The organism is Paeniglutamicibacter kerguelensis (assembly GCF_017876535.1).
Classification (GTDB): domain Bacteria; phylum Actinomycetota; class Actinomycetes; order Actinomycetales; family Micrococcaceae; genus Paeniglutamicibacter; species Paeniglutamicibacter kerguelensis.
Map to the genome: position 1 here is coordinate 1,703,687 of NZ_JAGIOF010000001.1, position 24,625 is coordinate 1,728,311.

The window sequence follows — 24,625 nt, forward strand, 5'->3', positions numbered from 1 at the left end:
CGCCAGCGGGCTCTGGGAGCCGCATTGCACCGGATACGAGCTAGTCTGGTCAGTGCAGAACACTCCCGTCAACCGAAATGCACATATGTGCACGAAAGGCCGTTTCGGCAGATGAAACAGCACCTAACCACCGACGTTTCACCAGCACCAGGTGCTCTAAACGTGCACGCGAAGCAACAGGCACTGCATCAGGCGCAGGTCGTTCCCCGCGAACGCGACGCCCTGCGCGCGGCGCAGCTTTACTACCTGCAGCACCTGACCATGGAGTCGATCGCCCGCGAACTGGGCGTCTCACGCTCCACCGTGTCCCGGCTGCTCGGCCTGGCCCGGCGCACCGGCCTGGTGAACATCGAGATCAACGCCACCGGGGACAGGACCCCCGTGCTGGTGCGCGAACTCGAGCGCGTCTACGGACTCCAGGTGTTTGTGGTTCCCACCGACGGGTCGCTCAGCGACAGCGAAATCCTCGAGCGCGTCTCCTCGCACGCCGCCCACGTGCTCAGCACCCTGATCTCCTCCGGCATGACGGTCGGCGTCGCCTGGGGTTCCACGGTGCAGGCGATGTCGACGGCGCTGAGCCGCAAGCCCACCCACGACACCGTGATCGTCCAGCTCAACGGCGCAGCGAACCCGCAAACCACCGGGCTGACCTACGCCTCGGACATCCTGCAGCGATTCGGGGCCGCGTTCACCGCACGCGTCGAGCAGTTCCCCGTCCCTGCGTTCTTCGACAGGGCCTCCACCCGCGAAGCCATGTGGCGCGAGGGATCGGTGCAGCGGGTACTGAAGATCCAGCGAAACATGACCCTGGCGGTCTTCAGTCTGGGCGCCACGGCGGCGGCCGTCCCCTCGCAGGTCTACCGGGGCGGCTACCTGACCCACGAGGAGGACCGCGCCCTGCGCGAACGCGGCGTGGTGGGCGACGTCGCCACCATGTTCTTCGACGCACACGGCAGCGACGAGGGCATCGAAATCAACGAGCGCGCCACCGGGCCCAGCCTGCAGACCCTGCGCGAGGTGCCTCGGCGTCTCTGCGTGGTCTCCGGGCGCGGAAAACTCACGGCCCTGCGCGGGGCCCTCGCCGGAGGGCTGGTCACCGACCTGGTGCTCGACGAGGGCACGGCGCTGGAACTGCTCAACTCCCCCGGGGCACCGGGCATCTAGACGTGTCGGCACTCCTGTGACAGACGGGTGACGCCGGGAATGTGGGCCAAGGATGACGTGTTCGGCGCTATCGCCGGCCGGAAGCCTCAAAAGTCCGGCCTGCAGCCTTGACCAGGCCAAAGAGAAGCACGGACCCACGCGAGACCCACTGCACGACCGAATCGGTCCGGTAGCCGTGCAGTTTCATGAGGTTGTGGCACGCTGCGACAATCTTCCATTCCAGGGGCGCCTTCCAGCCCCCGCAGCAACAGGTACTTGCCCTGCCGGGCGTGGATCTGCCCGAAGACCGGCTCCACGAAGGCCTTGCACCTGGAATGGATCTTCTTCCCGATCTTGGTCTTCAGCTTCCGGGCCATTCGCTCACCGGCGGTGGCATTGGCAGGAATCCGGCCCCTCGGCGATGCGAGGATCGGGTGCCGTGTTTCATGCGGGCGGCGGAAATGGAGAACCCGGTGCCAGGCTCCGCTTTCAGGTCCCGCGCAATCTCCAGGTTCGCCTTCGAGCAGTACCCGGTGTCGACCAGCCACTTCCGTGGCATTTCGCCCGGGTTCTCAAGGTTTTTTCAACCATGGGATCCAATTCCCGGTAGTCGTTGGCTGCCTGGTTCATCTCCGCGGCGACGATGGCCTGGCCATTGTAGTTCGATGAGCCCAGCACCGAAGAGGCCATCTGCGGCCCGGAGACGAAGAGGCACCCATACCCCCAACACCCGGTGGCCACGCGGAGTCCCAGTCGATTCTCCGGCGTTTTATGGATTCTTCGAATCGCCGTTTCCGAATGCTGCCCCATGCACCGAGTGGGCGTTTTCGTCGGGTCGTCGGGGCTTCGTGCCCGGCCCCTCGGAGGAAGGGCCCGGAAACGGCGGTGCCGGCGTCGGGCCGCAGGATCTCCGCGGACCGAAGCCGGCATCGCCGTTGCCGCCTTGCGGCCCGTATTGATTGGGACCCTACTTGCCCGTGCCGACAGCTCCATCGTCACCCGACGAGTCGCCCTGCTTTGCTGACCCCGGTTCCGTGACGATTTTTGGCTCCGGGATTTGCTCAGTTTTCGGGTCGGTGACCGGTGCCGGCTCGGTTTCGGGAGCGAGGTCCGCCGGTGGGGTTTCGTCTGATTCGCCCGTTTCCGGCTCTACGATCTGGACAGAACCACTGTCCCCGTCAACCGGGGTGCCGTCCGCGTCCTGGCTATCGTTGTTCGTTCCCTCTTTGCCCGTGCCATCCTCGGTCTGCCCTGGCACTTCGTCCGCCGGCTCAGTCGATTCCTCCGCCTTGTCCGCTGGGGACTGATTGCCGGTCAGCACCCGGCCGAGTGTCGTCGTCTTCTGCTTGCTCGTGCCGGTGTCAATGCCCGTCGTCGTCGAGACCAGACTGGAGATCGGCTGCTGGGTGCCGAATTCGACGGCGGTGATGCCAACCATCGCGATTGCGAACGCGCCTACACTGACCGACGCGATCTTGATCCAGGTCTTGGGCGTGAGCTTCTTTCCAGCGCGTGCTGGCTGGTCGTCGGTAGCCCCGGCAACCTCGGCCGGTGCACTGGCGGCCATCGTTTCGCCCGTGTTGGCCTCGCCGTCGTCGGCACCGTCGGCAGTGAGGCCGCGCCGGTTTCGCCTGGGGATTCTCACCTTGGCCACATCGGTAGCCGATTTGAGTGTCCGGGAATATAGAGCGCCACCCACCGTGGCGACGATTGAACCGAGTGCAGCGCCGAGAAGCGTTCCTGCAACCCCAAGGAAGGAGCCTACTAATGCAGAGGTTACAGCGGCCATAGCCGAGCCGATGGTCTGGGTTCCGCTTAGTCCCAGGGATAGTTTTGGCTTGTCGCCGGTAGAAGAGTTGTCAGCCATGTTCACACAAGTTTCAATCAGGGAATATTACGAATGGATAACGTTACCATTCTGTTGCAAATTTCAGCCCGACCGAGATGGGTTTATGGCGGTATTCACAGTCGGGAGAATGGCTGGGGTTTTGTCCAGATAACTGGCCATTGGGTGCCGAATCCACTGCCCCGGCACCCAATGCTCGCGGTGGCTGTAGTCTCGACAGGCATCAGGACAGGAATTGGCATTATCGGCTTTTCTCAGTCGTCTATACGAATTCCGTTGAGCGCGTGCCTCACGCAAATCTTTCAGACCCTGCCGGAAACATCGTCATTTTCGCGCACGATCTCACCAACGAAGTACGGCGACACCACTGCTGTGGATGGCATTTCCTCGAGGTGCCTGCGTGGGCGGGCGTCCTTCGGCGTGCTTGGCCCCAACGGCGCGGGAGAATCGACGACGATGCTGGCGATCGGCGGGGGCGTTTCCCAGCGCACCTCCGGCGGGCTGGCCATCATGGGCATGGATTCAGATCTGTCTCGAGTGCGAAGGCCGATCTGTACGATCTTGCTCGTCCTGCCCATGTTCAGAGTGGCACTCCGAATGGGATGACCGACACACGCCACGATCGACTTCCATCCAGGCGCGAGGGGCAGTAGTCATGATCGGCCCACCCGGGATGCAGGAAATCCACAAAGTATGTAGTCATTGACGCCTGATACTGACCCAAAGTTGTACGATCCCGCAATCAGTTTTCATCACCGACCCACGCGGGGGGGGGGGGGTAATCCCGTGACCGGCCGCAAGGTACCGGACACCACGCGCCGGGGCGCAACTTGCCACTAGGCTTGGATGCATGCCAGCCGAAGTCTTCTGCCCCCAGCGCCCGAGCCTGCACAGCATCCACGAGGTGCACGGATCCCAAGTCCACTGCTGGAGCTACCCCGCACGGGAAACCAGCCGCGGGGTGATCCTGGCCGTGCACGGCTTCCGGGGAGACCACCACGGGCTCGTGAGGCTGATTGAAGAGCTGCCCGGCTACACGGTCATCGTCCCGGACCTGCCGGGCTTCGGGGTCTCCACCCCGTTCGCCGCCGCACCGGGGCACCCGCAGCCGACACACGACGTGACCGGGTACACCGAGGTCATCCACGCGCTGCGCACGGAGCTGGCCCTCGGGCCGGATACCATCCTGCTGGGCCACTCCTTCGGCAGCATCGTCGCCTCCTCCTACCTGGCCAAGCACCCCGAGGCGTTTGCCCAACTGGTGCTCATCAACCCGATCTGCGAGCCCGCGCTCGAGGGCGACCAGGCGTTCATGTCCCGGGTCGCAAGCCTCTACTACCGGGCGGGGGCGGCGCTGCCGGCAAGACTCGGCGAGGGGCTGCTGCGCTCGCGCCTCATCACCGACGTGACAAGCCTGGCGATGCTGAAGTCCAAGGACCCCGCCATGCGCGCCTACGTCTTTGACCAGCACCGCCGCTACTTCTCCGGCTTCACCTCGCGGGCCACGCTGCGCGAGGCCTACGCCGCGTCGATCACCCAGACCGTGCGCGATTTTGCCGCGCGGATCTCACAGCCCACGTTGCTGGTGGTCGGCGAGCAGGACGAGCTGGGCTCCATCCCGGGGCAGAAGGCCTTGGAGCGCGCGTTCCCGCGCGGGGTCATGCGGGTGATTCCCGAGGTCGGGCACCTGGTCCACTACGAGAAGGCGCCGGAGGCCGGTGCGCTGGTCAACGGGTTCCTGGGCGCCGCGCACCCGTACGTGCCCAAGCCGGTGCCGCGCATCCTGCACGGGGCCCGGCCGGCCGTCCTGAAGGATGCCGGCTAGAGGATGCCGTCCGGGTCCACCCGGATCGCCAGGATCGGTTCCTTCGCCGCACTGAAGCTTGCCCGCAGCGTCCGCAGCTTCCTGGTGACGGCGGGCCCCTGGGCGTAGGAGTAGAAGAGCAGCCAGCGGTGCTCGCCCTCGCCCTCCAGCACCGGTCCGTGCAGGCGGACATCGTCCCCGAAGCCCAGTGCCGCCACGAACTTGTCGGCGGTTGCCGCGGGACCCCTGACCAGGGCCGTGCGCACTGCCGGAGGCAGCCCCAAGACGCGGCGCTCCCCCAGTTCCGCATCGGCGTAGGCTCCGGCATCGAACCTCACCAGCGCGCGCATCGGCTCGCTGGGCTCCCCGGCCACCACCACGGTCCCGCCGCCGGGCATGCCCGGGGCGCCCTCGTGGCCGCGGGCCAGCTGCGCGGCACCCATCCACCGGTTGAGCACCTCTTCGCCGGTGCGCAGGCCCTCGCGGGACATCATCCGGTCCCCGTCCAGCAGCAGCACCGCCGCATAGCCGTGCTCCGCGACCGGCTCGGCGCCGGGGGTGGCGACGATCAATGCCGGGGCGTCGGGGACATGGTGCAGCGGCTTGGCGCCGGTGGCCGCCACCACGTTCACGTTGGGGAAGGCCCGCCCGAGTTCCTCCACGGTGCGGTCCGCGCCGATGCTCGCCGCGCGCAGCCGCATGAACCCGCATTCGGCGCACGACCAGCCGGCCGCCACCAGACCGCACCAGCCGCAGGACGGTGCGCCGCGCGCATCGTCAAGCGCCAGCGGGCCCGTGCACTTGGTGCAGCGCGCACTGGTCCTGCAGCGTTCGCAGCGCAGCGCCGGCATGAATCCGGTGCGGGCCACCTGCACCAGCACCGGGCCGCGTTCCAGCGCGCGCTTGGCCTCACGCCAGGCCGCGGCGGGCAGCCGGGCCGCATGCAGCAGCGGGTCGCGGTTCTGTTCGAATTCGTCGGAGGCCGCGATCACCCGCGGCGCGTGGGCGCGCAGCAGCGCACGGCTGGCCCGCAGCTCGAGCGCCCAGTTGCTGCGGATCAGCCGCTGGGCCTCAGCGCTGCGCCCGGGTGCCGCAACCAGCAGGGCAGCGTTCTCGATCTCGCTGCGCAACAACAGCACCTCGCGGGCGTGGTGGTAGGGGGCACGCGGTTCGGCGTGCGAGGTGTCCGCATCGTCCCAGATGATCGCCAGCCCCAGGTCCTTCACCGGGGCGAAGGCCGCGTTGCGGGTGCCCACCACCAGGTTGGTGTTGCCGCGGGCCACCCTGAGGAAGTTCCTGTAGCGCGGGGTCTGCCCGTCCTCGGCGCTGAGCCGGACGTAGTTCCCGGCGCCGATCCGCTCGTCCAGCAGCGTGCACAGCCGGGCCAGGTCGCGCGCGTCGGGCACGACGATCAGTGCGCCGCGCCCCGATTCGTTGGCCGCCAGCGCCGCCTCCAGCAACAGCGCCGGCCAGTGGCCGGGGCGGTTGGGCACCGCGCTGAGCACCGCGCGCGGGGAATTGCCCGCAGCGAGTTCCGCGGCGAAGTGCGCCCCGCCGTCGTATTCGGCCAGCAGCGGGCTGTGCAGTGGGTCGACATGTGATGGTCCAAGATCGCGTGAATCGACGCTGTGTGGATGGAGTCCGTGTTGATCGCCCACGGGCGCATCGTCGGCGTGTCGGTTCGGGACACGCGGGTCGACCGGGCCCGGGTCGGCTGCCGGCGGGTTTGTTTCAGGCGGGTTCGTCTCAGTCGCTTCGGCAGCGGTGCCGGTTTCCTTTTCGACCCGGGCCATGCGCGGGGGGACGGCAGAGCGCAAGACGTCCCAGAGCGTCCCCGCGTAGCGTTCGGCCACGGCGCGGGCCGTGGCAAGCACCGGCGCGCTGAGCACCACCTCGGGCGACACCACCGCTCCGAGGGGCTGCAATTTCACGCCCGGTTCGCCGTGTTCAAGGCGTTCGGAGAGGAATCCGGCCAGCTCCTGGCCGCCGAAGCGCACCTTCACCCGCACGCCCGGCTGCGCGAAGGCATCCAGCTCCGCTGGCACTAGGTAGTCGAAGGGTCGGTCCAGGTGCGGCAGCGCCGAGTCGATGACAACCCGGGCCACGGGCAGCTGCTCGGCCGTCTTGGGGGTTCCGGGCAGCGTGGAGCCCAGGTCAAAGCCGGCCAGCAGCGATGGCTGAAGTGGATCACTCACGGTGCCGGCGCGTTCCCTTCGGGTTGTCCTGTGTTTGTCGGTGTAATCGGTGTATTCGGTGTTCACCGTTTTCCACCCATGCCTGGCGCTGCCCATCGGGCAGATGCCCGCCAGACAGATGTCCACCAGCATTGTGGCACGTCCGGCCACCGATTTGCCTAGCGGCTTGCCAAATCGGCAGGCGTACGGCTTGCCGGATTGCTCGGCAAACGGCTCGGCCCCCGCGGCGCCGGCCCTCGAGGGGGTCAAGCGCCACGGGGGCCGGCAGCGGCACGGCGCCGGGGCGGCCCTGCTGCGGGTTTACGGGCACCTAGGCCCCGAAGTACGCCTTGAGCGCGTTCACGCGGTCAAGCGCTTCCCAGGTGAAGTCGGTATCCTCGCGGCCGAAGTGGCCGTGGGCTGCGGTCTTCTGGTAGATCGGGCGCTTCAGGTCCAGGTCCTCGATGATGCCCAGCGGGCGCAGGTCGAAGACCTCGTTGATCGCCGCGGTGATCTTCGCCGGGTCGACGGTCTCGGTGCCGAAAGTCTCCACGTAGAGGCCAACCGGGCGCGCCACGCCGATGGCGTAGGCGATCTGCACCTCGACGCGTCGTGCCAGGCCGGCTGCAACGACGTTCTTGGCGACCCAGCGCATGGCGTAGGCGGCCGAGCGGTCCACCTTCGAGGGGTCCTTGCCGGAGAATGCGCCGCCGCCGTGGCGGGCGAACCCGCCGTAGGTGTCAACGATGATCTTTCGGCCGGTGAGGCCGGCGTCGCCGACCGGGCCGCCGATGACGAAGGGGCCCGACGGGTTCAGGATGATGCGGGTCTTGGAGGTGTCTAGCGGGGCGTTGGCCAGCACCGGGATCACCACGTGCTCCAGCAGCCCGTCCTTCAGGTCCTCCAGGGAGAACTCGGCGGCGTGCTGGGAGGAAACCACGATGGTCTCGACCGAGACCGGGGTATCGCCGTCGTAGCCGACCGTGACCTGGGTCTTGCCGTCCGGGCGCAGCAGGTCCAACAGGCCGGATTTGCGGACGTCGGTCAGGCGCTCGGAGAGTCGGTGCGCCAGGTGGATCGGGGTGGGCATGAGGGTTTCGGTCTCGTCCGAGGCATAGCCGAACATCAGGCCCTGGTCACCGGCGCCCTGCGCGTCGCGCGGGTCCACCGCGGTGCCCTCGCGGACCTCCAGCGAGTTGAAGACGCCGTCGGAGATTTCCTGGGACTGCTGCCCGATCGACACCGAAACGCCGCAGCGGGCGCCGTCGAAGCCGTTGGCAGAGGAGTCGTAGCCGATGTCCAGGATGGTGCGGCGCACGATCTCCGGGATTTCGACGTAGCCGTCGGTCGTCACCTCACCGGCAACGTGCACCAACCCGGTGGTGGTCAGCGTCTCCACCGCTACACGGGAGTTGGGGTCCTGCGCCAGCATGGCGTCGAGGATGGCATCGGAGATCTGGTCGCAGATCTTGTCCGGGTGGCCCTCCGTAACCGATTCGGAGGTGAAGAGGCGCAGCTGCGGGGTTTCTAAAGTCACCTAGCCACTCTACCGTCAACTTGGCGCGCGGTCAGATTCATGCGTCAGCGCCGTGAAGTGCGTGTGACGAGGCCGGTCGGCGGGCATGACGTTGCGTGACGCCCGGTGACGCGCCGCGAGCGGCCCCGGGTGCGGTACTAGCCGCGCAGCGCACCGGCCACGGCGGCGATGATGGCCGCGGCGACGTCGTCCTTGGATCCGGCGGCGTGCACCGGCTCCGCGGCGTTCGCAAAGAGGATGGTGACCGAATTCTCATCGGTCCCGAAGGTCAGGTTCTCCCCCACCTCGTTGACGACCAGCAGTTCGCAGCCCTTGCGGGCCAGCTTGGCCGCACCGTATTCAAGCACGCTGTTTTCCGCGTCGCCGGTTTCCGCCGCGAATCCGACGATCAGGCCCGGCAGGTCGCCGACCAGCCCCTGCGCCGCGCGGTCGGCAACCAGCAGTGCCAGGATGTCCGGGTTGCGCACCAGCGTGATGACCGGGTCGGCGTGCTCGTCGGACTTCTTGATCTTGGAGTCCACGTACTCGGCGGGACGGAAGTCCGCGACGGCCGCGCTCATGATCAGCACGTCGGCCCCGCGCGCGGCCTCGTTCACGGCGGCCTGCAGCTGCCGGGCCGTGGACGCGGTGCTCAGTTCGACGCCCTCGGGCGCCGGCTGGTCCATGTGCGCCGCGATGAAGCGCACCCGGGCGCCGGCGGCCATCGCCGCCTTGGCCAGGGCTATGCCCTGGCGTCCGGAGGAACGGTTGCCGAGGTAGCGCACCGGGTCCAGGGGTTCGCGGGTGCCGCCTGCCGAAATCGCGAGGATCCTGCCCGCCAGCGGAAGCTCCGCCGGTGCGCCCTCGCCGGCATCGGACAGGTACGGCCCGACCGTTGCAAAAATGTCCTCGGGTTCGGGCAGACGCCCGGGGCCCGAGTCCTTGCCGGTGAGCCTGCCCACGGCCGGGTCCATCACGTGGACGCCGCGGGAGCGCAGCGTCGCAACATTGGCCCGCGTTGCCGGGTGCTCCCACATTTCGGTGTGCATGGCCGGGGCCATCACCACGGGCGCGCCGGTGGCAAGCAGCGTGCCGGTGAGCAGGTCGTTGGCCATGCCGGCCGCCGCGCGTGCCAGCACGTCCGCGGTTGCCGGGACGATCACCACCAGGTCGGCCATTTGGCCCAGTCGCACGTGGTTGACGGTGTCGACGGCCTCAAAGACGCTGGTGCGCACCGGGTTGCCGCTCAGCGCCTCCCAGGTGGCGATGCCCACGAACTGCAGCGACGCCTCGGTGGGGATCACGTCGACGTGGTGGCCCGCCTCCTTAAACAGCCGTAGCAGCAAAGCTGCCTTGTAGGCGGCGATCCCTGCGGATACACCAAGAACAATGCGCTTCACTGCTACCACCGATACTCTCGTGCGGAGCCGGCCGCTTCCGGGCCCAGGCCCCTATGTTCAAAAAGCCTGGGAGGCCCGGGTAATTACTCTGCCGCTTCTTCGATCTTCGTGACGCTGAGCATGCCCTCGTTGATTTCGCGCAGTGCGATCGACAGCGGCTTCTCGTTCAGGCGGGTGTCGACCAGCGGGCCGACGTACTCGAACAGGCCCTCGTGCAGCTGTGCGTAGTATGCGTTGATCTGGCGTGCGCGCTTGGCGGAGTTAATCACCAGGGCGTACTTCGAGTCGGTGGTGGTCAGCAGCGAGTCGATGGACGGGCTGATGATGCCTTCAAGGTTCGTGGTCAACGAAGCCTCCAAATAACTAGTCGGTGGATCAGTCGGGGTGCGAGCGGGGTTTGCGCGCCAAAGACGCACAAGGATCCCACCGGCAAAAAAGTTTTAGTGCTCGTGCGGGGTCAATCCCATGAGGGTAACCAGCTCGTTAGCCGCCCGCGAAATCTCGTCGTTGACGATGGTCACGTCAAATTCGGATTCGGCAGCAAGTTCCAGTTTAGCGGTTTCCAGCCGTCGCTGCTGCTCCTCGGGCGTTTCGGTGCCGCGTCCGATGAGCCGGCGGACCAATTCGTCCCAGCTTGGCGGGGCCAGGAACACGAATTTCGCCTCCGGCATGTTCTCCTTGACCTGGCGCGCGCCCTGCAGGTCGATCTCCAGCAGCACGTGCTTTCCGGCGGCAACCGCCTCTTCCACCTTGGTGCGGATCGTGCCGTAGCTGTTCTGCCCGTGCACGACCGCCCATTCAAGCATTTCCCCGTCCTGGACCAGTTCCGCAAACTTTTCGGGTCCGACGAAGAAGTAGTGCACACCATCGACCTCGCCGGGGCGGGGGTTGCGTGTGGTTGCGGAGACCGAGAGCCATACCTCCGGGTAGTTGTCTCGAATGTAGGTCGAGATCGTCCCCTTGCCCACGGCCGTGGGGCCGGCAAGTACTGTGACCGAAGGATGGGCACTAAACGTCATGGTGTGCTTCATTACTCTTTCGTTTTGGGTGGCGATTGCTGGAAATGTTCCACCAATGCGATGCGCTGTTTGCGCCCCAGTCCGCGCAGGCGCCGGCTGGGTGAGATCCCTAGTCTATCGATAAGGGTGTGGGCTCGGATTTCCCCGACCCCCGGCACGGACTCCAAAAGGTCCATCACGCGCAGGCGCCCGATGGCCTCGTCGTCCGGAACCAGATCCAGGACCTCGGTGATGCTGAGCTTGCCGGCGCCAAATTGGTTCTTGATGTCGGCCCGACGCGTGCGCGCTGCCAGCGCCTTCGCCCGTGCTCGAATACGATCCTCGTCCGAGAGTTCTCGCAGTACCATGCTCTTGCCGCCATTCCATCTGTAGGTTTCAGCACTAGGGCGGTGCGCCCTGAACCGAAGATAGCCAAACTTACTCCCCGATGCAATGGGTATTCGCGCCGTGGCTACCACGAATGCGACAAAGCGTCAAAACCGTGTTTCGTACGCGATTTATAATTACAGCGCTGTAAGCAAGATCATGATTCTGACGCGGAATCCGCACCCACTTGCGCGAACACGAATTTCCGGTGAAAACGGGCGGAATGCGCGCCGAACACGCGGGAAATGCCTAGAAAACCGCGCTTCTCGGGAATCTTGGCCAAGGTATCCGCAGTGGCGGACATTTACGCATAAGCACCAGTCAGTGACTGGTATATTCACGGCCCGTGATCAACCTCCCACCCGAAACGGCTAACCTCTCGAAGTCTGGCAAAATGCTGTGAAAAAGCGACTGGGCCGTGTCATATTGGTTCATTGTGGCCCAACCATGTCCTCCGGCGGGCTCGAAGCCCTGCCCGGTTGGTTCTCCCGTGCGGTTCGGGGCCGTGGGAGTGCGTGTTGGTGCCATGGGACGCGGTCGGGATGGACCTCGCATGTGCCCGGTCGACCCCCGTTAAAACAGTGTGCGTTTGGCCTTCCGTTCCCTCGCGGGACGGAAGGCCAAACGCACACTCACTGCCGGACCGACGGACGGCCGGGCCTGTTAGACCAGGGAATCCCGGGTACGCAGTGCCGCTTCGAGCAGCGACTTCGCATCGGGACCGGCCCTGAGGATGTCACGGCTGGAGGTGCCGAGCACCTGCGGCCAGAACGCCCCGAACGAGACCTTCATCTCGGCGCCTGTGGCGCCCTGGGCTCCCAGCCCGGGGGCCAGGATGGGGGCGGCGGAGGCAGCCAGGTCGATGCCCAGCTCATCCAGGGCCGAACCCACGGTGGCTCCGATGACCAGGCCGGTGGAACCGAACGGCACCCCGGACAGGTTTTCGGCGGCGTTCTCAGCACCGACGGCGGTGATGATGCGCTTGGCAACGGACTCGTCGCCTCCCACATGCTGTACCGCCTTGCCCTCCGGGTTGGAGGTCAAACCCAGCACGAACACGCCGCGGCCGGTGGCTGCGGCAAGGTCCAGCGCCGGGCGCAGCGACTCGTAGCCCAGGTACGGGCTCAGCGTCACGGCGTCGGAGGCCAGCGGGCTGCCCTCACCCAGCCAGGCGTCGGCGTAGGCTGCCATGGTCGATCCGATGTCCCCGCGTTTGGCATCGGCGATGCTCAGCAGCTTGGCCTCGGCGCACGCGGCAAGGGTTTCCTCCAGCACGGCCAGTCCGCGCGAACCGTGGCGCTCAAAGAGCGCCACCTGCGGCTTGAGCGCCGCAACCTGTCCGGCCATGGCCTCGACCACGCGCAGCGAGAAGGCACGAAGCCCCTCGACGTCGTCGTTCAGGCCCCAGGCCGCGAGCAGCCCCGGGTGCGGGTCGATGCCCACGCACAGCGGACCGTGCGCGGCCATGGCCGAGGCCAGACGATGCCCGAAGGGGGCACGTCCGGCCTGCGGCACGGTGGTGTTGTTGGTGCTAGGCATCGGCTGCATCCCGCAACGCGGTGGCTGCCTTCAGGGTGGCTGCGTGCTCCTGCAGGGAGGAGACGTTCCACTCGAAGTGGCGCATGGCGTCGATCGCCTGGATGGCCGCACCGAATTCGGCGACCGTGGTGATCACCGGGGTGCCGACGGAGGTTGCCGCCGCGCGGATCTCGTAGCCGTCTCCGCGGGCCTCGCCGCCGGAGGGGGTGTTGAGGATCATCGCGATCTCGCCGTCGGTGATCAGGTCCACGATGTTGGACTCGCCCTCGGCAGCGCCCTCGCGGACCTTGCGGACCACGGTGGACGGGATGCCGTTGCGGCGCAGCACCTCGGCGGTGCCGCCGGTGGAGACGATCTCGAAGCCGATGTCGGCCAGGTGCTTGACCGGGATGACGATCGAGCGCTTGTCGCGGTTGGCCACCGAGACGAAGACCTTGCCGGAGGTCGGCAGCGGGTTGTTGGCCGCTGCCTGCGACTTGGCGAAGGCGGTGTCGAAGTACTTGTCGATGCCCATGACCTCGCCCGTGGAGCGCATTTCCGGGCCGAGCAGCGAGTCGACGACCTTGCCCTCCGGGGTGCGGAAGCGGGCGAAGGGAAGCACCGCTTCCTTCACCGAGACCGGCGCGCCGTCCGGCAGGTTGGCGCCGTCGCCGGTCTCCGGCAGCATCTTGTGCACGGAGCGCAGGTGTGCGATCGACACACCCACGCCGATCATCGCCGCGGCCTTGGCCAGCTGCACGCCGGTGGCCTTGGAGGTGAACGGCACGGTGCGGGAGGCGCGAGGGTTGGCCTCGATGACGTACAGGACGTCGGAGGCCAGCGCGAACTGGATGTTGATCAGGCCGCGCACGCCGACGCCCTCGGCGATGGCGTGGGTCGCGGCGACGACGCGGTCGCGCACGTCCTTGCCCAGGGTGATCGGGGGCAGTACGCAGGCGGAGTCGCCGGAGTGGATGCCGGCCTCCTCGATGTGCTCCATGATGCCGCCGACGTACAGGTCCTTGCCGTCGAAGAGGGCGTCGACGTCGATCTCGATCGCGTCCTCGAGGAAGCGGTCGACCAGCACCGGGTGGTCCTCGGTGATTTCCGTGGCGTTGGTGATGTAGCGGGAGAGGTTTGCCTCGTCGTACACGATCTCCATGCCGCGGCCGCCGAGCACGTAGGACGGGCGGACCAGGACCGGGTAGCCGATCTCGTCGGCGATGCGCTTGGCCTCCTCGAAGGAGACGGCGGTGCCGTTCTTCGGGGCGATCAGGCCGCCGGCATCCAGCACGCGCTGGAAGGCGCCGCGGTGCTCGGCCAGGTCGATGGCCTCCGGGGAGGTGCCCAGGATCGGCACGCCGGCGTCGGCGAGTTCCTGCGCGAGCTTCAGCGGGGTCTGGCCGCCGAGCTGCACGAACACGCCGAGCACCCCGCCGGTGGATTCCTCCGCGTGGATGACCTCCAGCACGTCCTCGAGCGTCAGCGGCTCGAAGTACAGGCGGGTGGAGACGTCGTAGTCGGTGGAGACGGTTTCCGGGTTGCAGTTGACCATGACGGTCTCGTAGCCGGCCTTGCGCAGCGCCATGGTGGCGTGCACGCAGGAGTAGTCGAACTCGATGCCCTGGCCGATGCGGTTCGGGCCCGAGCCCAGGATGATGACCGAGGGCTTCTCGTGCAGCGCGACCTCGGTCTCCTCGTCGTAGGAGGAGTAGTGGTACGGGGTGAAGGCCTCGAACTCGGCGGCGCAGGTGTCCACGGTCTTGAACACCGGGCGGATGTTCAGGGCGTGGCGGATGCCGCGCACCACCGCCTCGGTCTTGTTGGTGAGCTTGGCGATCTGTGCGTCGGAGAAGCCGTGGCGCTTGGCGGTGCGCAAGACGTCCTCGGTGAGGTCCGGGTTGGAGCGGACCATCTCGGCGGTCTCGTTGATCAGAGCGAGCTGGTCAAGGTACCAGGGGTCGATGCCGGTCTGCTCGAAGATGCGCTCGATCGTGGCGCCGCCCAGCAGGGCGCGCTGCACGTTGGACAGGCGGGAGGTCGAGCCCTTGACGGAGTCGGCGATCAGCTGGTCGACCTCGAAGTCCATCGGCTTGTTGAACTCCAGCTCCGCGCCCTTCTGCTCCAGGGAGCGCAGGGCCTTCTGCAGGGCCTCGGTGAAGTTGCGGCCGATGCTCATGGCCTCGCCGACGGACTTCATGGTGGTGGTCAGCGTGGCGTCGGCGGCCGGGAACTTCTCGAACGCGAAGCGCGGGACCTTCACCACGACGTAGTCGAGGGCCGGCTCGAAGGAGGCCGGGGTCTTGAGCGTGATGTCGTTCGGGATCTCGTCAAGGGTGTAGCCCAGCGAGAGCTTGGTGGCGATCTTCGCGATGGCAAAGCCGGTGGCCTTGGAGGCCAGCGCGGAGGAACGCGACACGCGCGGGTTCATCTCGATGACCACGATGCGGCCGGTGTCCGGCTCGATGGCGAACTGGATGTTGCAGCCGCCGGTGTCAACGCCGACCTCGCGGATGACCGCGATCGAGATGTCGCGCAGCTTCTGGTACTCGCGGTCGGTCAGCGTCATGGCCGGGGCCACGGTGATCGAGTCGCCGGTGTGCACGCCCACGGGATCGAAGTTTTCGATGGAGCAGACGACCACGACGTTGTCCGCCTTGTCGCGCATCATCTCCAGCTCGTACTCCTTCCAGCCGAGGATCGACTCCTCCAGGAGCACCTCGGTGGTCGGCGAGTACTGCAGGCCGGCGCCGGCGATGCGGCGCAGGTCCTCGGCGTTGTACGCCATGCCGGAGCCCAGGCCGCCCATGGTGAAGGACGGGCGCACGACCACCGGGTAGTTCAGGATCTCGACGGCCGCGAAGGCCTCGTCCATGGTGTGGACGATGACGGACTTGGCGGACTCGGCGCCGCAGCGCTCCACGACGCCCTTGAACTTCTCGCGGTCCTCGCCGAGCTCGATGGCCTCGATGTTGGCGCCGATCAGCTCGACGTTGTACTTCTCCAGCACGCCGTTCTTGTCCAGGGCGATCGCGGTGTTCAGCGCGGTCTGGCCGCCCAGGGTCGGCAGGAGCGCATCCGGGCGTTCCTTGGCGATGATCTTCTCGACGACCTCCGGGGTGATCGGCTCGACGTATGTGGCGTCGGCGAACTCCGGGTCGGTCATGATGGTGGCCGGGTTGGAGTTGACCAGGATGACCCGCAGGCCCTCCTCGCGCAGCACGCGCAACGCCTGGGTGCCCGAGTAGTCGAATTCGGCTGCCTGACCAATGACGATCGGGCCGGAGCCGATGACCAGGACTGACTTGAGGTCTTCGCGCTTGGGCATTACTTCTCTTCCTGAGTGGAGGCGGTGGTGGAGGTGGATGCGGAGCCGGTCCCGGCTGCGCGCATCACGTCGATGAAGCGGTCAAAGAGGTGGCTGGCGTCGTGCGGTCCGGAGGCCGCCTCCGGGTGGTACTGCACGGAGAACGCCGGCAGGTCCAGGCAGACGAGGCCCTCGACGACGGAGTCGTTGAGCGAGATGTGGGAGACCTCGACGCGGCCGAAGCGGTCAAGCGGGGCCAGCGAGGCGCCCTCGCGCGGGGCGTCGACGGCGAAGCCGTGGTTCTGGCTGGTGATCTCCACCTTGCCGGTGGCCTTGTCCAGCACCGGCTGGTTGATGCCGCGGTGGCCGTAGCGCAGCTTGTAGGTGCCGTAGCCCAGGGCGCGGCCCAGGATCTGGTTGCCGAAGCAGATGCCGAAGTACGGGATCTTCGCGTCCAGCACCTCGCGTACCAGCTCCACCTGCACGTTGGCGGTGGCCGGGTCGCCCGGGCCGTTGGAAAGGAAGACGCCCTGCGCGCCGGTGGCAACGACGTCCTTGAACGTGGCGTTGTACGGCAGCACGTGCACGCGCACGCCGCGCTCGGCGAAGCGCTGCGGGGTCATCGCCTTGATGCCAAGGTCGATCGCGGCGATGGAGAACTCCACCTCGCCGTCGAAGCCGTGGTCCTTGGGCTCGACGGTGTAGGCCTCCCGGGTGGAAACCACGGCGGAGAGGTTCAGCCCCTCCATCGGGGCCTGGGCGTTGACCTGCTCGATCAGCTCGGCCACCGGGGCCGCCGCGGCCTCGCCGGAGAACACGCCGGCCTTCATGGCGCCACGTTCGCGCAGGTGGCGGGTCAGCGCGCGGGTGTCCACGTGCTGGATGCCGACGACGCCGAAGTTGACAAGTTCCTCGTCCAGGGAGCGCTGCGCGCGCCAGTTGGACGGGCGGCGCGCCGCCTCGCGCACCACGTAGCCGGCGGCCCAGATGCGGGAGGACTCGGCGTCCTCGTCGTTCACGCCGGTGTTGCCGATGTGCGGGAAGGTCTGCACGATGATCTGCTTGGCGTAGGACGGGTCCGTGAGGGTTTCCTGGTAGCCGGACATGCCGGTGGAGAACACGGCCTCGCCGAAGGTGGTGCCGACGGCACCGTAGCTGCGGCCGCGGAAAACCCGTCCGTCTTCGAGCACCAGGAGGGCTGGCTCGGTCCTTAGTACTGCTGTCACTGGTTTTCCTTATCCTCGGCGGGTGATGGTTTTTCGTCGTTCGGTGTTCCGGCCCGCCCCAGGGCGGCGATGCCCTTGAGCAGGACCGGCAGTTCTTGGTGGTAGCGGGGGCGGAAGCCGGTGTCCACTGCCTTGTCCCCCAGCGCCCAGGTGATGACCAGCAGCCCGTCCTTTTCGACGAACTTGCCGGCCATGCCCGAGGCGCGTTGCACGTTGGTGATGGTTGCCGCGGGGATGAACACGTCGGTGGCCCCGTGGCGGGCCAGCAGCACGCCGTCGGCGTGCACGCCCAGGGTGGCGTTGCTGCGGATGCCCAGCTGGTGGGCGGCGATGCGGTCAAGCCAGTCCCCGGCGGTGGTGGTGCAGACGTACTGCCCCTCGCTGGGGTCCGCCAGCAGCAGGCCGGGGTCGGCGGGCACCGCGGGCGGGGCCGCGATGTCCGACTGGCGGCGCAGGCGGTTGCGCCAGCCCAGCAGGATCAGGGCGACCAGCACCGCGATGATGGCGATGGTGATCAGTACAGCGCCGGTGTATTGGCCCAACTTACTCGGCTCCCACAAGGCGCGGGGTGGCCAGGGCGCCGTCCAGCACGGTCGGGTGCCCGTGGAAGAACACGGTGGTGACCTTGCCCGGCAGTTCCAGTCCCTTGAACGGGGAATTCCGGCCCTTGGTGGCCATCGCGTACGGGTCCACGACCCAGCGGGCGGCGGCGTCCACCAGCGTGATGTTCGCCGGCTCGCCGACCTCCAGCGCGCGGCCCTGGTCGGACACGCGGCCGATTTCCGCCGGCGCGGAGGAGGTGATGCGCGCGAAGTCGGCCCAGCTGATCATGCCGGTTTCGATCATGGTGTGCTGGACGACCGAGAGCGCGGTCTCCAGCCCGGTCATGCCCATGGCGGCCGCGGCCCACTCGCATTCCTTCGCCTCGGAAGGGTGCGGCGCGTGGTCGGTGCCGATGATGTCGATGGTGCCGTCGGCCAGCGCCGCGCGCAGGGCCATGACGTCGGCCTCGCGGCGCAGCGGCGGGTTGACCTTGAAGACCGGGTCGTAGCTCTTGACCATCTCGTCGGTCAGCAGCAGGTGGTGCGGGGTGACCTCGGCGGTGACCTGCACGCCGCGGGACTTGGCCCAGCGGATGATCTCCACGGACCCGGCGGTGGAGACGTGGCAGATGTGCAGGCGGGAGCCGACGTGTTCGGCCAGCAGCACGTCGCGGGCGATGATCGATTCCTCGGCGACGGCCGGCCAGCCGGCCAGTCCGAGCACCGCGGAGACCTCGCCCTCGTTCATCTGGGCGCCCTCGGTGAGGCGCGGCTCCTGGGCGTGCTGGGCGATCACTCCGTCGAACGCCTTCACGTATTCCAGGGCGCGGCGCATGACCAACGGGTCGAACACGCAGATGCCGTCGTCGGAGAAGACGCGGACCGCGGCGCGGGAATCGGCCATGGCGCCAATCTCGCTCATCTGCGAACCTTTCAGGCCGACGGTGACCGCGCCCACCGGGCGCACGTCGACCCAGCCCGAGCGGCGGCCCAGCGACCAGACCTGCTCGACGACCCCGGCGGTGTCCGCCACCGGGTTGGAGTTGGCCATGGCGTGCACGGCGGTGAAGCCGCCCAGCGCCGCGGCGCGGGTGCCGGTCTCGACGGTTTCCGCGTCCTCGCGGCCCGGTTCGCGCAGGTGGGTGTGCAAGTCGACCATGCCGGGCAGGGCGATCTGGCCCGCGGCCTCGATCACGGTGGCGCCGGCTGCGGCCGGGTGGGTTGCCGCATCGGCGCCCAGGGCGACGATCAGCCCGTCGTTGATCAAAAGGTCGGTGGCCTCTGCGCCCAGCGGCTTCGCGCCGCGGACCAGGTAGGTGTTGGTGTTGGTGCTCATCGGTGACTCCCGTTTCTTAGGGTTCTAGAGGCCGGAGGGACGCAGCTGGTCCCCCGATAGCAGTAGGTAGAGGACGGCCATGCGAACCGCGACGCCGTTGGAAACCTGTTCCAACACGGTGGAGCGCGGCGAGTCGGCCGCGGCGGAGGAGATCTCCAGGCCGCGGTTCATCGGGCCGGGGTGCATGATGATGGTCTCGGTCTGGCCCTGCGCGTCAAGCGCGGCCAGGCGGGCGTCGTCGAAACCCCAGAGGCGCGAGTATTCGCGGGTGTTCGGGAAGAAGGAGGCGTGCATGCGTTCGCCCTGCACGCGCAGCATCATGACCGCGTCGATGCCGCCGGCCAGGGTTGCGTCCAGGTCGTAGCTGATGGCGCACGGCCACACGTTGGACCCGTGCGGCAGCAGCGTCGGCGGGGCCACCATGGTGACCTCGGCGCCCAGGGTGCGCAGCAGCCAGAGGTTGGAGCGGGCCACCCGGGAGTGCAGGATGTCGCCGACGATCGCGACCTTCATGCCCGTCAGGTCGGTGCCCAGCGTGGAGGTCCCGTTGACGCGGGCCCAGTGGTTGCGCAGCGTGAATGCGTCGAGCAGCGCCTGGGTGGGGTGTTCGTGGGTGCCGTCGCCCGCGTTGACCACCGGTGCGTCGATCCAGTCGGTGGCGGCCAGCCGGGCCGGGGCGCCGGATGCGCCGTGCCGGATGACCACGGCGTCCGCGCCGATGGCCTGCAGGGTCTGCGCGGTGTCCTTGAGCGATTCGCCCTTGGAGACCGAGGAGCCCTTGGCGGAGAAGTTGATGACGTCCGCACTCAGGCGCTTGGCGGCGGCCTCGAACGAGATGCGGGTGCGGGTCGAGTCCTCGAAGAAGAGGTTCACGACGGTGCGTCCGCGCAGCGCGGGGAGTTTCTTGACCTCGCGAGTGCCGACCGCGGCCATTTCCTCGGCGATGTCGAGGATCCGGATGGCGTCTGCGCGCGACAAATCAAGGGTGGAGAGCAGGTGTTTCATGCAGCGGCCTCGATGATGACTTCGTTGTTGTTTTCGCCGTCGACCTCTGCCAGGTGGACGCGCACCTTCTCGGTGGTGGCGGTGGGCAGGTTCTTGCCGACGTGGTCGGCGCGGATCGGGAGTTCGCGGTGGCCACGGTCGACCAGCACGGCAAGGCGCACGATGCGCGGGCGGCCCAGGTCGGCGATGGCGTCAAGCGCGGCGCGGATGGTGCGTCCGGAGTAGAGCACGTCGTCGACCAGCACCACGACCTTGGAGTCGATGCCGCCGGCGGGAAGCCGCGTGGGAAGCGGGGTGCGGGTGGTGGAGTGGCGCAGGTCGTCACGGTACATGGTGACGTCGAGCTGGCCGACGATGGAGGCCGCGTCCAGGCCCGGTTCGGTGGCGGCGATGCGCTCTGCCAACCGTTGGGCCAGCGGGAATCCGCGGGAGGGAATGCCCAACAGGACCAGGTCCCGGGTGCCCTTGTTCGCCTCGATGATTTCGTGGGCGATGCGGGTCAATACGCGGTCGATGTCCTCGCTCGAGAGGACGGTCCGGGCGGTTTTTGGCGCTAAGTTCCGTGCCGCGTTGGCGTCGTCACTCATGATGCGGCCTCCTTCCCCGCCTCACAGGACGGAATTTAAAGGTTGCTGGCTCATTTTTGGTGGTTTGCTACTCCATCAAAATTACCACGGCGTGCATCACACGTAGGCTTTGGTGCATGAGCGTTACCTCACACCCCATGAAGCCATCGCCCGAACCCAACCCGCGCGATCCGTGGACCGGGGCTTCCCGCACCGCAACCGGCCTGCCGGCCACCGTCGGAATGCCGCTGGCACAACCCGGCAGGCCCGGTTCGGGGGTGCTCGTCGCGCTGGTGCTGTGCACCCTGCTGCTGCTGGGCGTCACGTTCTTCCTTTCCGGCATCTTCGGCTCCGGCACCTTGCTGTGGCTTGGCCTCCTGGCGATGGTTCCGCTGGGCCTGTGCCTGGCTGGCCTGCGCTGGGTGGACCGCTGGGACCCCGAGCCGCGGCCCATGCTGTTGCTGGCGCTGCTCTGGGGCGCCGGGACGTCGGTGGCCGGCGCCCTGCTGGTGGGCGACCTGTTCACCGAGCTGTTTTTCAATCCCGCCGGACGGCTGGACCTTGACACCTTCGGGGCCGTGGTGCAGGCGCCGATCGTCGAGGAACTGGTCAAGGGCGCCGGGGTGCTGCTGATCTTCTGGCTCAACCGGGCGCACTTCGACGGGCCGATCGACGGCATCGTCTACGGCGGCATGGTGGGGGCGGGCTTCGCCTTCACCGAGAACATCCTGTACTTCGGCTCCAGCTACGCCGAATCCGGAGCCCCGGGCGACCTTGCGGCGGTGTTCGTGCTGCGCGGGCTCTTCTCCCCCTTTGCGCACGTGCTTTTCACCGCGTGGACGGGTTTTGCGCTGGGATTGTGCGCCGAGCACGGGGACCGGTCCCGCTGGCCGCTCTACCTGGGGCTGGGCCTGCTGCCGGCGGTGCTCGGACATTTCCTGTGGAACGGCGGGGTGGGCATCTTCTTCGACTCGTTCCTGGACTTCTACTTCCTGCTCCAGCTGCCGCTCTTTGTCGCAACCGTTGTGTCGGTCGTGCTGCTGCAGCGGGCCGAATTGCGGCTCATCGCCCGCCGGCTGGACGAGTACCGGCAAGCGGGCTGGTTCACGCCCGCGGAGGTAGCAATGTTCGCCACGCCGGCCGGCCGCAAGGCGGCCAGGGCCTGGGCCTCGGCCCACGGGCGCGGGCGCCTGATGCAGGACTTCACGCAAACCGCCATGGACCTGGCAAGCGTGCGGCAGCGCATATCCGCGGGCCATGCCGATGCGGGCGACCACGCCCGCGAGCTTGCCTTGCTGCACCAGTCCTACAGGCAACGCGCGCAATTGTTGGCAGGCGTCGTAGTCTAGGTTCCAAAACCGCTGCGGCGACACGGCCCCCGGCCTTCAACCCGCAACCGCCAACCCCTCGCAAGGAGCAAGGTGAAACACGCAAAGCAGAATTCCACGCGCTTGGTCAAGGCGCTCGACTACCGGCACATGGTCGATGTGACGCTCAAGGGCAGGGACGCGGAGATGGTCCGCGGCTACGTGTTGGCCATGGGCGGCAAGTGGATCCTGATGCACGCTACCACCGCCGGCGGCGCTCCGGACGAGACGGTGGCGATTCGCCGCAGGCACATCTCCCACGTGGCCAAGACCAAGCACTTTGCCGCGCGGGTGCTCGAGGCCTGGAAGCTGCCGGTGCCGCAGTCGGAGCTGGGCATGCAGGACCTGGATACGACCCGTGCGGTGCTCAAGGCGCTGGGCGATGGCGGGGCGCTGCTCTGCGTGATGCGCGACGTGGCATGGCCCGACGGCATGCTCATCGGTTCGCTGGCCGAGGTCGAGAAAAAGCGTGTGTGGCTGCTGGAGGTCACCTACCGGGCGCGCTGGAAGCGCCGGCTGACGGGCATCAAACCCCGGCACATCTCGCGCATCGCCAGCGGCGGTGACTACCTTGAGCAGCTCGCATTGGTCGCTGGGCCACGGCCGCCGCGGAGCGCCACAGAGGGATCGACCCGGGCCTATTCTCCCGGATCGGCAGGTCCCGGCACGACGGAGCCAACACCGGACGACAACGACCGTTGAGCAAGTGACCGTCAAGCAACAGGTGGCCGGGATCCACTCACGGGATGCATTTGCCGTTGAGTCGGTGCGTCACGTGCGTGGAAGCGGCAATTCGACCGGCACCTTGGGATTCTGAAATTCCCCCGTGAACCGCCGGTTCCTACTCCTCGGGGAATTCCCGCACAATTTCAGCGGGAAAAGATCCCAACAATGCCCGCCTGAGTCTCTTGGCGCGTTTCCAGTCATCCAAGACGATTTCCGTGCTCCGTCCGCGGCGGTCCATCAGTGAGATGCACCCGCACTGTCGGTTCCCGACTACTGCTAGGTCCAACAGGTTGATCGAGCGCGTCTTGCCGGCTTTTCTCTTCACGAGGCGGGAAGGCGTGAGCCAGAGCGTGGCCTTGGAAGATTTGTGCTTCCACGGAGTGAGCCCATCCAATTCGACCACGGTTTCGTCGTGGGCACCTTGGTCCTCGACCCGTTGCCAAATGTCAAAAGGATCCGAAGCCAGCCCAAAAACTGCCGCGTTTTTCCTGCCGATCTTGAAGTCGCGGTTCACGGCAACAACGAGCGTCGACATAGCCCCATTGAGCACTCTCGTGAGCTCTTCTCCACTCTGCGTTGTAATGCGCCGGTGCAGCTCATCCAAAGTCGACGTGGATCGCCCCAGGAGCCCGTCCACTGCCATTTGGTCGAGGTAATTTGAAGCGATGTTATCTTCCCAGGCCAGCTCCACTTGAAGTGCATTGCGTGCGAATTTGACCGCTTCCCCGCTGAATCCGTGCTTGGCAATTTCATCAAGGGCCGCCATGCCCGCGCCGAAGGCCGTTGTGACGTTTGCGGGGAGGGGATCAAGAACCAAATCCAACTGATTCCGGTATTCATCGATGCGGGTGGTGAGCACCGCGACCGAATAGATCAATCCTTGGGAGCGGCGAAGCCTGGAGGTCAATTCCCGGTACAAGGCCTCCCCGAGCAACGACGAAAACTCCGCCGGAACCAAGAGTGAAAGAGCCACCCCTGCCTTCGGCGATCGAACCACCGTGGGCGAGTCGATCACCTGTGGATGCACTTCCCTGAGCGGCACTTTTCCCGAGGGAAGGCGAATATCCAGGGATCCGGGAATGCGGCCCGTAAACGTCACCGCCGCGTTCTCCGCGGTGAACCAGCGGTCGACCCACTCCACAGCTTCCGCAAGGCGCATTCCGGTGGTGGCAGGAGCTCCCAAATAGCCGACGCCGAGACCGTTGGCACCGAAGCGATTTGTCAACAAACCGTTGGAAACCGTGCAAAACGCTGAAGGGTCTTCTGCCTCAATAACCGACTTTTCGCGACTGAACACTTCTTCCGGCACGCTGGAGAAACCGGATACGGCGACAGCGACGGCATTGAGAAATTGTGCAACTTCCTCCGCGTCGCCAGTGGCGTGGAATTTCACCGAATCATCGTCGACAACACCACCGAGAAGGAGCGGCAAGTGCTCAACCATGTACAGCACAACGTGCTCGACTAGATGGGTGATGCCGGCCAGCGTCGCGGGTTCGTTGCGGAGCCCGACGCCGAAGATCAGCGTTCCCGTGCACAGCCCTGTTCGGTCGGTCGCATACGAGGGAATGTTGTTGTGCAGGCCCGTTTCCGGCATCTTCATCATGATGCCGATTCTTTCAGATCACGGCGCCGACGTGGGCATCCGGCAGGGCCGTGGGCGTTTTCTGACGCGTTGCACCCGCAAGGGGTTGCTCGCTCGTTCGGGTCCGGCAATGCCGCTGACGGGTTAAGCAACTGGTGGCCGGGACCCGCACGCTTGAT

At 66.9% G+C, this 24,625-nt stretch carries 19 protein-coding genes and 1 pseudogene; 5 read left to right on the forward strand and 15 right to left on the reverse strand.

What is annotated here, in order from left to right:
- Positions 1-111: 111 nt before the first annotated feature.
- Positions 112-1,164, forward strand: coding sequence for a sugar-binding transcriptional regulator (locus JOF47_RS07760; protein WP_209997040.1), 1,053 nt, complete (start codon positions 112-114; stop codon positions 1,162-1,164).
- Positions 1,165-2,110: 946 nt separating this feature from the next.
- Here JOF47_RS07760 and JOF47_RS07765 read toward each other — a convergent pair.
- Positions 2,111-3,010, reverse strand: a complete 900-nt coding sequence (locus JOF47_RS07765) for a hypothetical protein (protein ID WP_209997041.1) — start codon at positions 3,008-3,010, stop codon at positions 2,111-2,113.
- A 288-nt stretch (positions 3,011-3,298) separates the two neighbouring features.
- Between JOF47_RS07765 and JOF47_RS21840 the strand changes: the two are divergent.
- Both JOF47_RS21840 and JOF47_RS07775 read left to right on the forward strand, forming a co-directional pair.
- A pseudogene (locus JOF47_RS21840) lies at positions 3,299-3,517 on the forward strand (hypothetical protein); the annotation flags it as partial.
- 322 nt (positions 3,518-3,839) lie between these two features.
- The gene (locus JOF47_RS07775) at positions 3,840-4,814 is read left to right on the forward strand and encodes an alpha/beta fold hydrolase (protein WP_209997043.1); all 975 of its coding nucleotides are present in this window, start codon (positions 3,840-3,842) and stop codon (positions 4,812-4,814) included.
- On the opposite strand, the gene JOF47_RS07780 is transcribed toward JOF47_RS07775, so the two are convergent.
- The 13 genes from JOF47_RS07780 to pyrR all read right to left on the reverse strand — a co-directional run bounded on the left by JOF47_RS07780 (position 4,811) and on the right by pyrR (position 20,789).
- Positions 4,811-6,988 (reverse strand): primosomal protein N' family DNA-binding protein, encoded by a 2,178-nt coding sequence (locus tag JOF47_RS07780; RefSeq protein ID WP_342592732.1) that lies wholly within the window; start codon positions 6,986-6,988, stop codon positions 4,811-4,813. The genes JOF47_RS07775 and JOF47_RS07780 overlap by 4 nt on opposite strands.
- A gap of 310 nt (positions 6,989-7,298) precedes the next feature.
- A complete protein-coding gene (gene metK / locus JOF47_RS07785; protein ID WP_209997044.1) occupies positions 7,299-8,504 on the reverse strand; it encodes a methionine adenosyltransferase in 1,206 nt (401 codons plus the stop codon).
- Positions 8,505-8,641: 137 nt separating this feature from the next.
- Complete coding sequence (coaBC, locus tag JOF47_RS07790; RefSeq protein ID WP_209997045.1) at positions 8,642-9,883, reverse strand: bifunctional phosphopantothenoylcysteine decarboxylase/phosphopantothenate--cysteine ligase CoaBC; 1,242 nt, start codon at positions 9,881-9,883, stop codon at positions 8,642-8,644.
- Positions 9,884-9,966: 83 nt separating this feature from the next.
- The gene (rpoZ, locus tag JOF47_RS07795) at positions 9,967-10,230 is read right to left on the reverse strand and encodes a DNA-directed RNA polymerase subunit omega (RefSeq protein ID WP_209997046.1); all 264 of its coding nucleotides are present in this window, start codon (positions 10,228-10,230) and stop codon (positions 9,967-9,969) included.
- Between the two features lie 93 nt (positions 10,231-10,323).
- Positions 10,324-10,902, reverse strand: a complete 579-nt coding sequence (gene gmk, locus JOF47_RS07800; RefSeq protein WP_209997047.1) for a guanylate kinase — start codon at positions 10,900-10,902, stop codon at positions 10,324-10,326.
- An 11-nt stretch (positions 10,903-10,913) separates the two neighbouring features.
- Entirely contained in the window at positions 10,914-11,249 is a 336-nt protein-coding gene (gene mihF / locus JOF47_RS07805) for an integration host factor, actinobacterial type (RefSeq protein ID WP_209997048.1), read from the reverse strand.
- 682 nt (positions 11,250-11,931) lie between these two features.
- A complete protein-coding gene (gene pyrF / locus JOF47_RS07810) occupies positions 11,932-12,807 on the reverse strand; it encodes an orotidine-5'-phosphate decarboxylase (RefSeq protein ID WP_209997049.1) in 876 nt (291 codons plus the stop codon).
- On the reverse strand, positions 12,800-16,114 hold the full coding sequence (carB, locus tag JOF47_RS07815; RefSeq protein WP_209997050.1) for a carbamoyl-phosphate synthase large subunit: 3,315 nt from the start codon (positions 16,112-16,114) through the stop codon (positions 12,800-12,802). The genes pyrF and carB overlap by 8 nt, the downstream gene beginning before the upstream one ends.
- Positions 16,114-17,319, reverse strand: a complete 1,206-nt coding sequence (gene carA / locus JOF47_RS07820; protein ID WP_209997051.1) for a glutamine-hydrolyzing carbamoyl-phosphate synthase small subunit — start codon at positions 17,317-17,319, stop codon at positions 16,114-16,116. The genes carB and carA overlap by 1 nt, the downstream gene beginning before the upstream one ends.
- On the reverse strand, positions 17,316-17,861 hold the full coding sequence (locus tag JOF47_RS07825; RefSeq protein ID WP_209997052.1) for a PH-like domain-containing protein: 546 nt from the start codon (positions 17,859-17,861) through the stop codon (positions 17,316-17,318). Before JOF47_RS07825 ends, carA begins: the two co-directional genes overlap by 4 nt.
- Before the next feature lies 1 nt (position 17,862).
- Entirely contained in the window at positions 17,863-19,197 is a 1,335-nt protein-coding gene (locus tag JOF47_RS07830) for a dihydroorotase (RefSeq protein WP_209997053.1), read from the reverse strand.
- A 24-nt stretch (positions 19,198-19,221) separates the two neighbouring features.
- Positions 19,222-20,202 (reverse strand): aspartate carbamoyltransferase catalytic subunit, encoded by a 981-nt coding sequence (locus JOF47_RS07835; RefSeq protein ID WP_209997054.1) that lies wholly within the window; start codon positions 20,200-20,202, stop codon positions 19,222-19,224.
- Positions 20,199-20,789, reverse strand: coding sequence for a bifunctional pyr operon transcriptional regulator/uracil phosphoribosyltransferase PyrR (gene pyrR / locus JOF47_RS07840; RefSeq protein WP_209997055.1), 591 nt, complete (start codon positions 20,787-20,789; stop codon positions 20,199-20,201). The genes JOF47_RS07835 and pyrR overlap by 4 nt, the downstream gene beginning before the upstream one ends.
- A gap of 116 nt (positions 20,790-20,905) precedes the next feature.
- On the opposite strand from pyrR, the gene JOF47_RS07845 reads away from it, so the two are divergent.
- Both JOF47_RS07845 and JOF47_RS07850 read left to right on the forward strand, forming a co-directional pair.
- Positions 20,906-22,117: a PrsW family intramembrane metalloprotease gene (locus JOF47_RS07845; RefSeq protein ID WP_245356299.1), complete on the forward strand. Its 1,212-nt coding sequence runs from the start codon at positions 20,906-20,908 to the stop codon at positions 22,115-22,117.
- Between the two features lie 72 nt (positions 22,118-22,189).
- Positions 22,190-22,837, forward strand: coding sequence for a hypothetical protein (locus JOF47_RS07850; RefSeq protein WP_209997056.1), 648 nt, complete (start codon positions 22,190-22,192; stop codon positions 22,835-22,837).
- Between the two features lie 139 nt (positions 22,838-22,976).
- Here the strand turns inward: JOF47_RS07850 and JOF47_RS07855 are convergent, their stop codons facing one another.
- Positions 22,977-24,467 carry a M16 family metallopeptidase gene (locus JOF47_RS07855; RefSeq protein WP_209997057.1) on the reverse strand — a complete coding sequence of 497 codons (1,491 nt, stop codon included), beginning with the start codon at positions 24,465-24,467 and terminating at the stop codon, positions 22,977-22,979.
- Between the last annotated feature and the right edge of the window lie 158 nt (positions 24,468-24,625).

What these genes read in the sequence shown, in the direction of transcription:
- JOF47_RS07760 (WP_209997040.1), top strand. Translation starts at nt 112, where the DNA reads ATGAAACAGCACCTAACCACCGACGTTTCACCAGCACCAGGTGCTCTA.
- JOF47_RS07765 (WP_209997041.1), bottom strand. Translation starts at nt 3,010, where the DNA reads ATGGCTGACAACTCTTCTACCGGCGACAAGCCAAAACTATCCCTGGGA.
- JOF47_RS07775 (WP_209997043.1), top strand. Translation starts at nt 3,840, where the DNA reads ATGCCAGCCGAAGTCTTCTGCCCCCAGCGCCCGAGCCTGCACAGCATC.
- gmk (WP_209997047.1), bottom strand. Translation starts at nt 10,902, where the DNA reads ATGACGTTTAGTGCCCATCCTTCGGTCACAGTACTTGCCGGCCCCACG.
- mihF (WP_209997048.1), bottom strand. Translation starts at nt 11,249, where the DNA reads ATGGTACTGCGAGAACTCTCGGACGAGGATCGTATTCGAGCACGGGCG.
- pyrF (WP_209997049.1), bottom strand. Translation starts at nt 12,807, where the DNA reads ATGCCTAGCACCAACAACACCACCGTGCCGCAGGCCGGACGTGCCCCC.
- carB (WP_209997050.1), bottom strand. Translation starts at nt 16,114, where the DNA reads ATGCCCAAGCGCGAAGACCTCAAGTCAGTCCTGGTCATCGGCTCCGGC.
- JOF47_RS07830 (WP_209997053.1), bottom strand. Translation starts at nt 19,197, where the DNA reads ATGAGCACCAACACCAACACCTACCTGGTCCGCGGCGCGAAGCCGCTG.
- JOF47_RS07835 (WP_209997054.1), bottom strand. Translation starts at nt 20,202, where the DNA reads ATGAAACACCTGCTCTCCACCCTTGATTTGTCGCGCGCAGACGCCATC.
- pyrR (WP_209997055.1), bottom strand. Translation starts at nt 20,789, where the DNA reads ATGAGTGACGACGCCAACGCGGCACGGAACTTAGCGCCAAAAACCGCC.
- JOF47_RS07845 (WP_245356299.1), top strand. Translation starts at nt 20,906, where the DNA reads ATGAGCGTTACCTCACACCCCATGAAGCCATCGCCCGAACCCAACCCG.
- JOF47_RS07855 (WP_209997057.1), bottom strand. Translation starts at nt 24,467, where the DNA reads ATGATGAAGATGCCGGAAACGGGCCTGCACAACAACATTCCCTCGTAT.